10 protein-coding genes are annotated in these 10,232 nt (G+C 75.3%); 5 read left to right on the top strand and 5 right to left on the bottom strand.

From position 1 onward, the window contains the following. Window positions 1–426 (bottom strand): FAD-dependent oxidoreductase (locus B7P34_RS33380; protein ID WP_189383253.1); only part of this gene is annotated, 426 nt, incomplete at its 3' end. After that, entirely contained in the window at window positions 423–2,741 is a 2,319-nt protein-coding gene (locus B7P34_RS33375; protein WP_106681915.1) for a molybdopterin oxidoreductase family protein, read from the bottom strand. The genes B7P34_RS33380 and B7P34_RS33375, both read right to left, overlap by 4 nt. A 191-nt stretch (window positions 2,742–2,932) precedes the next feature. Here B7P34_RS33375 and B7P34_RS33370 point away from each other — a divergent pair, with 191 nt between their 5' ends. Beyond that, a complete protein-coding gene (locus tag B7P34_RS33370) occupies window positions 2,933–4,060 on the top strand; it encodes a uroporphyrinogen-III synthase (protein WP_106681914.1) in 1,128 nt (375 codons plus the stop codon). 51 nt (window positions 4,061–4,111) lie between these two features. Here the strand turns inward: B7P34_RS33370 and B7P34_RS33365 are convergent, their stop codons facing one another. From B7P34_RS33365 to B7P34_RS33355, 3 genes are read right to left on the bottom strand one after another with little or no spacing between them, the layout of a single operon-like run. Continuing rightward, window positions 4,112–4,777, bottom strand: a complete 666-nt coding sequence (locus B7P34_RS33365) for an HAD family hydrolase (protein ID WP_106681913.1) — start codon at window positions 4,775–4,777, stop codon at window positions 4,112–4,114. Further along, window positions 4,774–5,988, bottom strand: a complete 1,215-nt coding sequence (locus tag B7P34_RS33360) for an acyl-CoA dehydrogenase family protein (RefSeq protein ID WP_146167004.1) — start codon at window positions 5,986–5,988, stop codon at window positions 4,774–4,776. Before B7P34_RS33360 ends, B7P34_RS33365 begins: the two co-directional genes overlap by 4 nt. A 56-nt stretch (window positions 5,989–6,044) precedes the next feature. Continuing rightward, window positions 6,045–7,109: a ScbA/BarX family gamma-butyrolactone biosynthesis protein gene (locus B7P34_RS33355; RefSeq protein ID WP_189383252.1), complete on the bottom strand. Its 1,065-nt coding sequence runs from the start codon at window positions 7,107–7,109 to the stop codon at window positions 6,045–6,047. 336 nt (window positions 7,110–7,445) lie between these two features. Between B7P34_RS33355 and B7P34_RS33350 the strand changes: the two genes are divergently transcribed. The 4 genes from B7P34_RS33350 to B7P34_RS33335 all read left to right on the top strand — a co-directional run bounded on the left by B7P34_RS33350 (window position 7,446) and on the right by B7P34_RS33335 (window position 10,043). Further along, complete coding sequence (locus tag B7P34_RS33350) at window positions 7,446–8,072, top strand: ScbR family autoregulator-binding transcription factor (protein WP_223268493.1); 627 nt, start codon at window positions 7,446–7,448, stop codon at window positions 8,070–8,072. A 223-nt stretch (window positions 8,073–8,295) separates the two neighbouring features. Continuing rightward, on the top strand, window positions 8,296–8,913 hold the full coding sequence (locus B7P34_RS33345; protein WP_189383251.1) for a TetR/AcrR family transcriptional regulator: 618 nt from the start codon (window positions 8,296–8,298) through the stop codon (window positions 8,911–8,913). A 228-nt stretch (window positions 8,914–9,141) separates the two neighbouring features. Continuing rightward, a complete protein-coding gene (locus B7P34_RS33340) occupies window positions 9,142–9,849 on the top strand; it encodes an OvmZ protein (RefSeq protein WP_146167003.1) in 708 nt (235 codons plus the stop codon). After that, the gene (locus tag B7P34_RS33335) at window positions 9,846–10,043 is read left to right on the top strand and encodes a hypothetical protein (protein WP_106681907.1); all 198 of its coding nucleotides are present in this window, start codon (window positions 9,846–9,848) and stop codon (window positions 10,041–10,043) included. Before B7P34_RS33340 ends, B7P34_RS33335 begins: the two co-directional genes overlap by 4 nt. Window positions 10,044–10,232: the final 189 nt, after the last annotated feature.

The raw sequence follows: 10,232 nt of genomic DNA, 5'->3' as shown, positions 1-10,232 counted from the left end.
GCGGGCGGCGACGGGCCCGACGCCGGCCGCCGGGGCCGGCTCGTCGTACGGGACGTGCCCGCCGTCGGCCGGCCGCAGGGTGTGCGCGACGCCCGCGCCCTCCGGCAGCACCGGCTCCGCGCCCGTGGCCAGGACCAGTTCGTCGTACGGGACGTCCTCGCCGTCCACCAGCCGCAGCGTGTGCGCGACGGTGTCGAGCGCGCTCACCTCGCAGCCCGTCCGCAGCCGGGCGTCGCCGGACGGCAGCGTGAGGTCGTCCGCGGCGTACCGGCCGGTGAGGACGTCGGCCAGCAGCACCCGGTTGTACGGGGCGCGCGGCTCGGCGCCGTACAGCGTGACCTCCGCGTCGCCGCCGAAGGCCTGGAAGCGCTCGGCGAAGCGGGCCGCGGCCATGCCCGCGCCGACGACGGCGATGCGCCGGGTCATGACGCCCGCCCCGGCACGGCGGCAGGTCCGGACGCTGTGCGTCCGGCGGCGGCAGTCCGGCGCCCGGTGCGCTCCTCGGAGGCGGATCGGGCCGCGGATTCCGTGCGCTGCACGGGCTGCGTGGGCTCCGTGAGCCCCGTGCGCTCCGCGGCTTCCCTGCCACCACCCCCCTTCCCCCGCTCGCCGGCCGCAGGCTCCACCCGTACCGCGCACACCTTGAACTCGGGCATCCGGGAGACCGGGTCGAGGGCCGGGTTCGTGAGGGAGTTGGCGCGGCCGTCCCCGCCCCAGTGGAAGGGCATGAAGACGGTGTCCGGCCGGATGGTGTCCGTGACGCGGGCCGGGGCGACCGCCCGGCCGCGCCTGCTGGTGACCGCCAGCGGCTCGCCGTCCGCGACGCCGAGGCGGCGGGCGAGGACCGGGTGGACCTCCACGAACGGGCCGGGCGCGGAGCGGTTGAGCTCGTCGACGCGCCGCGTCTGGGCGCCGCTCTGGTACTGGCCGACGACGCGGCCCGTCGTCAGGTACAGCGGGTACGCGCCGTCGGGGCCGTCGGGCTCCTCCGCGGCGGGCCGGTGCGTCACGGCAGCGAACCGCGCCCGGCCGTCGGGCGTGGCGAAGCGGTCCAGGAAGAGGCGGGGCGTGCCGGGGTGGTCCGGGGCCGGGCAGGGCCAGAAGACGCCGTCCTCGGCGCGGATGCGGCCGTAGCTGATGCCCGCGTAGTCCGCCTGGCCGCCCGCCGAGGCGCGCCGCAGCTCCTCGAAGACCTCTTCGGGGTCCTCGGGGAAGCCTTCGGGCACGCCCAGCCGGGCGGCGAGCCCGTGCAGGACGGCGAGGTCGCTGCGCACGCCCGGCGGGGCGTCGACGGCCTTGCGGCGCAGGATGACGCGGCCTTCGAGGTTCGTGGTCGTGCCGGTCTCCTCCGCCCACTGGGTGACCGGCAGGACCACGTCGGCGAGCCGTGCCGTCTCGGAGAGGACGACGTCGCCGACGGCGAGGAGGTCGAGCGCGCGGAGCCGCTCGCTGACGTGGGCGGCGCGGGGGGCGGAGACGGCCGGGTTGGAGCCCATGAGGAGGAGCGCGCGGACGCCGCCGTCGGTGCCGAGCGAGTCGAGCAGTTCGTAGGCGCTGCGGCCCGGCCCGGGCAGGGCGCCGGGGTCGACGCCCCAGACGGAGGCGACGTGGCGGCGGGCCGCGGGGTCGGTGATCGAGCGGTAACCGGGGAGCTGGTCGGCCTTCTGGCCGTGCTCGCGGCCTCCCTGGCCGTTGCCCTGGCCGGTCAGGCAGCCGTACCCGGAGCCGGGGCGGCCCGCCTTGCCGGCCGCCAGGCACAGGTTGATCCACGCGCTCACGGTGTCCGTGCCCTTGCTCTGCTGCTCGGGCCCGCGCGCGGTCAGCACCATGCCGCGCGGCGCCTCCCCGAACATCGCGGCCGCCGCCGCCAGTTGGGGCATCGGCACACCCGTCAGCCGCTCCACGCGCTGCGGCCAGTGCGCCATCGCCGCCGCCCGCGCCTGTGCGAAGCCCGTCGTGCGGCGGGCGATGAAGTCCTTGTCGGCCCGGCCGTCGGCGATCAGCAGGTGCAGCAGCCCGAGCGCGAGGGCGAGGTCGCTGCCGGGGAGGGGCTGCAGGTGCAGGTCGGCCTGCTCGGCGGTGCGCGTGCGGCGCGGGTCGACGACGATCAGCCGGCCGCCGTTCTCGCGCAGTTCGCGGAAGTAGCGCAGCGCCGGGGGCATCGTCTCGGCCGGGTTCGCGCCGACGAGGATCACGCAGTCCGTACCGGCGATGTCCGCGAGCGGGAACGGCAGGCCGCGGTCGATGCCGAACGCGCGGCGGTGCGCGGCCGCCGCGGACGACATGCAGAAGCGGCCGTTGTAGTCGATGTGCGGCGTGCGGAGCGCGACGCGCGCGAACTTGCCCAGCAGGTACGCCTTCTCGTTCGTCAGTCCGCCGCCGCCGAAGACGCCGACCGCGTCGTCGCCGTGGCGGCGCCGCGCCCGCGTGAGGCCGGCCGCCACGCGGTCGAGGGCCTCGTCCCAGGAGGCCGGGCGCAGGGGCGAATCCCGGTCGCCGCGGTCCTCGCGGACGAGGGGCTCGGTGAGCCGCACGCCGGGACGCAGCACCGCGGCGGCGGTGCGCCCCTTGCCGCACAGGGCGCCCCGGTTGACGGGGAAGTCGGGTCGCTCCAGGACCTCCGCGGGCTCGGCCCCGGCGCCCGGCCGCAGCCGCATGCCGCACTGCAGGGCGCAGTACGGGCAGTGGGTGTCCGTGGCGGTGCCGGTGGCAGTGCCGGAGCCGGAGCCGGAGGTCGTCATGCCACCGAGGTTCGCCCGATGGCGTTACGTGCCGAGGTCGCCGGTGTTGCCTGCCCGATACAAGCCGTTCACACGGCCGGGCGGGCGGTGCAGGCACGACGACATCTGCCGTAACGCGCCAGAAGCTTTCCCTAACGCTTGTGTGACGGGGGCGCAACGGCGCCGAAACCCCGCCGCCGGACCATGCGCGCATGGGAACGACCAGCGCTGACACCGGACCGCTCACCGGCTTCGTCGTCGGAGTGACCGCGGACCGGCGGCGCGACGAGCTCACGGCGCTGCTCCGGCGCAGGGGCGCCCGGGTGATCGAGGCGCCCACCATGCGCATCCTTCCGCTCGACGACGACGTGGCGCTGCGCCGCGCCACCGAACGCTGCCTCACCGCCCCGCTCGACTACGTCGTCGCCACGACGGGCGTCGGCTGGCGGGGCTGGATGAGCGCCGCGGAGGGCTGGGGACACGGGGCGGGGCTCGCCGCCGCCTGCCGGGGCGCCGAAGTCCTCAGCCGCGGGCCCAAGGCGACGGGCGCGGTGCGGGCCAGCGGCCTGGAGGAGGCGTACTCGCCCGGCTCCGAAGCCACCGGCGAACTCCTGACCTGGCTCCTCGCCCGCGACCTCACCGGCCGCCGCATCGCCGTCCAGGAGCACGGCGTGCCCCTCGACGGCTTCTCCGACGCGCTGCGCGAGCGCGGCGCGGAGGTCATCGACGTGCCGGTCTACCGGTGGACGCCGCCGGAGGACACCGACGCCGTGCGGCGCCTCGTCGAGCAGACCGTACGGCGCGAGGTCCACGCCCTCACCTTCACCAGCGCCCCGGCCATCGTCTTCTTCCTGGAGTCCGCGCAGGCGGCCGGCCTGTACGAGGAGGTCCTGGCCGCGCTGCGGGGAGACGTCCTGCCGTTCTGCGTCGGCCCGCTGTGCGCCCGCCCCCTGGAGGACGTCGGCGTCACGACGACCTGGCCGGAACGCGGCCGGCTCGGCGCCCTCGTCCGCACCCTCACGGACACCCTCCCGGACCGCGACCGCCGGATCCTGTGCGCCGGCCCCCGCCCCCTCGCCCTCCAGGGAAACGCCCTCCTCGCAGGCGAGGAGGCCATCTGGCTGCCCCCGGTCCCGGCCGCGGTCCTGCGCGCCCTGGCCGTCCGCCCGGGCCGGGTCCTCAGCCGGAACGACCTGCTCCAGCGGGTGTGGGCGGGCGCCAGGGCGGACGAACACGCCGTGGAGGCGGCGGTGGGGCGGCTGCGCGGCGCGCTCGGGGCGTACGCGGGGCTGATCCGGACGGTGCCGAAGCGGGGGTACCGGCTGGTGGTGGACGAGTGAGCGAGTGAGGGCGGGGCGGGCGTCCCGGCGGGCCTCGGGCGCCGCATACCTCTACCCCACCGCCGCCAGCGGCAGCGCCCCCGTCTCCGCCGGAAGCCGCAACCAGCCGTCCCGTACCGCGTGTTGCGTCAGCACCGGGTCGTCGCCGACGACCACCGGCGTGCCGACCGACCGCAGCAGCGGCAGGTCGCTCTCGTGGTCGCCGTAGGCGAAGCAGTCCTCCGGGGCCGCGCCGGCCGACGCCATGAGGACCGCCGCGGCCTCCGCCTTCACCGGGCCGATCACGGGGCGGACGATCTCGCCCGTGAGGCGGCCGTCGTCGTCGACGCGCTGGGACGCGCAGAGGATCCGGTCCGCGCCGAGGTCGGCGGCGAGCGGGGCGAGGACCGCCCAGAGGGAGCCGGAGACCAGGACGGTCAGGTGGCCCAGGGCCCGGTGGCGGCGCAGCGCCGTGACGGCGGGGAGGACGAAGGCCCGCGGGTCCGAGCGGTACGCGCCGTACCACTCGCGGCCCGCGCTCTGGAGCTCCGCCACGGGAACGCCCGCGAAGCGCCGGTAGTAGGCCCGGTTCAGCTCGCTCCGGTCCTTGCCCTCCAGGGCGCAGGGCCGGTCGCCCCGCGGGTGGAGGGCGTCCCACCAGTCACGGAAGAGCAGCATGCTCTTGCCGCTGATCAGCGTCTCGTCGACGTCGAAGAACGCCACCGGCCTCGTGGTCATGAACCGTCGGCCCCCTTTTCTGGCTCATCGGAATCGGGCCCCTCGGGATCGGGCCCCTCGGGATCGGGCCCCTCGGGATCGGGAAAGACCGCGTCGGCGTAGGCCGCGGCGGCCGTGTCGAACGAGAGCGTCGCGTGGGCGGCGGCGGCCGTGACGTCGCGCCACTTCTGCTGCAGGGGGTTGCCCTCGGCAAGGGCACCCGCGCCCGCCGCGTGGAACAGCCGGTCCACCGCCTCCGCGCACAGCGCGGCGGCCATGGCGGCGTCCCGCCGGCACTCCGCGACCACCGCGGGCGTGGCCTCGGCCGTGTCCGCCCGGTGCGCCACCTCGGCCAGCAGCAGCCGCGCCGCCTTGATCTTCGCCGAGGACTCCGCCGCCAGGTGCCGGGCGGCGGGCGTCAGGGCCGCGGCCCGGCCGTCGACCCGCCGGCGCCCTGCCGTGGCCGCGGTCCACAGGGACTGCGCGGCCTCCGCCGCACCGAGCAGCGGCGCGGCGAACTGCAGCGCCGCCACCATCGGGAACGGCACGCCGTGACAGCGCCCGCCGCCCGGCAGCGGGCGCAGCAGCCGGTCCAGGGTGAAGGTCCGGTACTCCGGCACGAACACCCCGTCCGCGCGGACCGAGTTGCTGCCCGTACCGCGCAGCCCGAGCGGCCGCCACGTGTCGAGCACCGTCACCTCGGCCCGCGGCACCGCGAAGATCCGGTGCTCCTTGCCGGCGGCGCCCTCGGTGAAGCCCGCGAGCAGCACCCACTCGGCGTGGTCGATCCCGCTGGCGTACGACCAGCTGCCGTCCAGGCGCCAGCCGCCCTCGCCGGCGGTGGCCCGGCCCTGCGGCGGGATGACGGACGCGGCGATCCGTACGTCGGGACCCTCGCCCCACAGCTCCTGCCGGGCCCGCTCGGGGAGGTACGAGGCGAGCCGCCCGTGGGCCGCGAACAGCGCCGCGCACCACGCGGTGGAGGCGCAGACAGCGGCGACCGTTGCGGTCGCCGAGAGGAACTCGGCGAACGTGCCCTCGCTGCCGCCGTAGCACCGCGGGACGAAGTGCCGGGCGAAGCCCGCGTCCCGCAGGGCGTCTGCCGTCTCGCCGGGCAAGCGGCAGTGTTCTTCGGAGAGTTGGGCACCCAGGTCGGCGGCCGTCAGGACGACGTCGGGGACGAGCGAGGCCGAGGGGGCCGGAGCCGCAGGAGACACATCCGCAGAGGACACGGCCGCAGAGGACACGGCCGCGGGGGACGGAGCCGCTGGAGTCGGCGCCGCGGGGCTCAGCACGAGACGGCCTCCAGGTCCGAGAGGAGCGACCAGGACGGCGCGGCGCTGATGAAGCGGGCGCCGGCCAGCGAGCGGCCGCCCTGCACGGCGGAGACCTCGAAGCCGGCGCGGGCCCGGCCCGCGTCCCGCATCTCGCCGACCACGATGTCGACGGGGCGGTCGAGCTCGCCGAAGCAGCGGAACTCGGTGTCGAGCGAGGACAGCACGCGCGGCGCCAGCCGGGCCAGCGGGCCGAACTCCCTTACGTACGCGGCGTGTGCGGCCTGCTGCATGGCCTCCAGCAGCACCATGCCCGGCACGTGGTCGCAGTCGTGGTCGAAGTGAACGGGGTGGCTGCGGTCCAGGCGCAGCCGCCAGGTGTCCGCGGGGAGCCTCGGGTCGGCGGCCAGGAGGACGTCCCGCTGGTGGCGGCGGCCCACGGCGGCCGGCCGGAGGACGAACGAGTCGCCCATCACGTCCCCCGTCACGTCCCCCATCGCGTGGCCCGCCCGCTCGGCCGGCGGACCCGCCGTCCCGTCCGCCTCCGGGCTGTTGCGCCGCCGCAGCACGTCGTACTTCGCCTGCGGGAGGACCGCCCAGCGGAAGTCGGCGCGCCCGTACCAACGGCCGTGTAGGTAAAGGGAGACCGACAGCTGCATCGCGAAGCGCCCCGGCTTGGCGGTGGTCCGCGCGCAGCTGATGTCCATGACCACGGGCAGCTCGGTGCCCGGGTCGTACGGCAGGCCGCCGGGCGCGAAATCGGCGCTCAGCCGGCTCAGCACGAAGTGCACGTCTTCCGTGGGCACCCGGTAGAACCGGTGCGAGAGGTAGATCGCCGCCTGGCGCATCGACTCGACCAGCAGCGTGGGGTCGCCCGCCCCGGACGGGCCCGGGTAGTACAGCAGGTGGTCGGGGGCCCAGGACGCCGCCACGAGGAAGCGGTCGCGGCCCACCCGGTGCGCGTCGGTGAGCAGGACCTGGCTGTCGGCGGCCTTGTGCACCAGACGGCGGGCGACGGCGGGCGCGAAGCTCAGGCGGCGGGTGGCGCCGAGGGCGAACTCGACGATGCCGGCGGTCACGGTGGCGGCCGCACCAGCAGCGGTCGCCCCGGGGGCGGTTGCGCCGGCAGCGGCGGCGCCCACCGGACGCGGCGCGGCAGTGGGAACAGGTGCGGGAACGAATACGGGAACGGCGTTGACGTGCACGATTGAACTCCCCCTTGAACGGAGCGCCCGGCGCGGGTGACGCGGCCGACGGCATTCCAGGCATACAGAAGTACAGACGCTCAGTGCTCGATCAGTGCTTGATGAACGGAAAATATACCTGCGGGAAGGTATATTGCAAGGAAGAGGCTCGGGGCTTGACGCTTTTCCCCGGACCCTCCCGCTCCGCAGCCTCACCGAAGGAGAAGAAGTGTGACGACCAAGCAGCGCAAGGCCTCCGTCCGCGCCACGGCCGAGCTCAAGCAGGACCGGGCCGTCCGCACGCGGGCCCAGACCCTGCACGTGGCGGCCCAGCTCTTCGCCCAGCAGGGCTTCCGCGCCACGTCCATGCAGCACATCGCCGACCGGCTGGGCATGACCAAGGGCGCGGTCTACTTCCACTTCCCCACGAAGGAGACCCTCGCCGTCGCCATCGTCGAGGAGCACTACGGGCGCTGGCCCAAGGTGGTGAAGGAGGTGCAGGCGGAAGGGCTGAGCCCCATGGAGTCCGCCGAGGAGATCCTCAACCGCGCCGCGGTGGCGTTCCGCGACGACCCCGTGATGCAGGCGGGCGCCCGGCTCCAGCTCGAACGCCCGCACATCGACGCCGAGTTGCCGACCCCGTACGTGGACTGGACGCAGCTGCTGCAGTCGCTCCTGGTGACGGCGAAGTACAGCGGGGAGCTGCGGGAGGGCGTCGACCCGGAGGCGGCGGCGCGGACGCTGGTGTCGTCGTTCTTCGGCGTGCAGCACATCTCCGACGTGCTCTCGCACCGCAAGGACATCGCGGAGCGCTGGGAAGAGACCCGGAAGCTCCTGTTCTACTCCCTGCGGGCGTGACCGCGCGACCGGCGCGGCACAACCGCGCCGCAACCGAGGGGAGTCGACCGTTCCGGTGGGCTCCCCTCCGGTGTCGGCCGCACCCCCTCCGGCATCGGCCGGGCTCCCTCCGATGCCGCGGCCGGGGCTCGGCTCCGGCGCCGGAGCAGGGGGAAACATTCCTTCCAGGGGGTATGTTCTTCCAACCGCCGGGGGACCGCACACCAACACTACGGAGGAACCGGTGATCCAGGAACGCGCCCGACGCACCAGGGAGCACGTGCTCAATGCCGCCGCCGAGGAGTTCACCCTGCGCGGGTACGCCAACACCGCCCTGCAGACCGTGGCGACCCGCATCGGAATGACGAAGGGCGCCCTCTACGCACACTTCCCGTCCAAGGAACACCTGGCGAACGCGCTGCTCCAGCACTTCGCCGACGTCTGGGACGAACTGCGCGCAACCTGGGGCGACATGGGGGATCCGGCGCCCGCCGGCCTGCTCGCCGCAGCCCTGGGGCTGGCCCGCCGGCTGGAGTCGGACGTGCGCATGCGGGCGGCGCTGCGGCTGTTCGCCGACGCCGGCCTGACCACGGACCGGGGGGCGAGGGCCCTGACGGAGATACGGGACTGCCTGGCCGCCCTCGCGCACCGCGGCCAGGAGGAGGGCACGCTCCTGCCCTCGTACACCCCCGACCGCATCGTCCGACTGCTGCTCGCGGTCGCCTGGGGGGCGCCCTACGCACCCGGCGCGGCACCCCTCGACGACCGCCTGACGGCCCTGGAGGAGGACTGGGCGATGCTCCTCGACCTGCTCAGTCCGCACCCCCAACCCGCCCTGCCCGTACGGCCGGACGGCCGCTGACCAGGCATGACGCCTCGTCAACGACGCTTTCGACGAGCTCGGAAAATCAGGGCTTGCGCTCGCCGCGACACCTGTGTCACGCTTCTTCGCGAGCCACTGTGTCTTCTGGACCCCGACGCCGATTGCGTCCATCGCTCACTTCCCTCAACCCTCCCTATGGGATCTCCACCAGCAAAAAACATTCCTTCGGGAGGGTATTTAACAGTGGATGAACAGGAGATGGGACTGGTGACCACCCCGATACAGGCCGACCCCCGCTGCGCCTCGCCCCGGTGCCGCCGCGACGAGGCGGACCACGCCCGCCGCGGCTCCCACCCGCACTCCCGGCCCGCCGGGACGGGCGCCGGAACGGGCGCCGGAACGGGCGCCGGGCTCTGCCGCCCCTGTACGGAGCGGCTGGCCGGCCAGCTCGCCGAGCTCCCCGGCCTCTTCGCCGAGAGCGAGCACGAACTGGCCGGCGAGGGCAGGGCCTGGATGTCACCGCGCGTCTCCGGAAGCCGCAAGCGCCGCCTGCCGATCGACCCCCGCACCGCCGACGTCCGCGAGCAGGCCCTGGGCACGCTCGCGGAGTGGGCGGGCCTCGTCGCCGACGAGCGGCGGCTGACCGCACTCCCCCCGCGCACCGTGCCGGCGCTCGCCGCCTTCCTCGGCGCGCACCTCGGCTGGCTGGCCGGTCACCCGGCCGCCGGCGCGGCCGCCGACGAGATCATGCAGCTCGCCGGCAGCCTGCGCCGCGTGATCGACCCCGACCCCGTGGAGCCCACCCCCGTCGGCGACTGCCCCGAGCCGGGCTGCCACGGCACGGTCTCCATCTCCTCCATCGGCAGCGCCTCGGCGCTGCGCGGACTGGTCTGCGACGCGGGCCACTCGCTTCCCCCCAGCATGTGGCTCCGCCTCGCGGACCCGCGGTTCAAGAAGGAGGTGGCGGCGGTATGACCCCCGCCCAGCGCGCCCGCCGCGTCCCCACCAACGTCGCCGCCCTCGCCCTCGGCGTCACCGAGGGCACGATCCGCCAGTGGGCCCACCGCGGGCGCATCACCCGCTACGGGACCGCCCGGCGCGCCACGTACGACCTCGACGAACTCGCCGCGGTGGCCCAGGGATCGAGCCGGCCCGGCCGGACCGGCTGATCCACCCCGGATCCACCCGGATCCACCCGGATCCGCCCCGGCCGATCCGGCTCACCCACTCCGGCCGATTCGGCTGACCTCCCCCGACCGGTCCGGCCGGCCTCCCCCCGGCCGGGCCCTGCGCCGGGTCCCCGGTGCCGCACCCCCGTCGGCACCGGGGACCCGTGCCTCCCCTCAACTCACCACCCA

The organism is Streptosporangium nondiastaticum (assembly GCF_003011965.1).
Classification (GTDB): Bacteria; Actinomycetota; Actinomycetes; order Streptomycetales; family Streptomycetaceae; genus Streptomyces; species Streptomyces nondiastaticus.
Note: the sequence above shows the minus strand (reverse complement) of the source record. Positions and strands in the feature narration are given on the sequence as shown.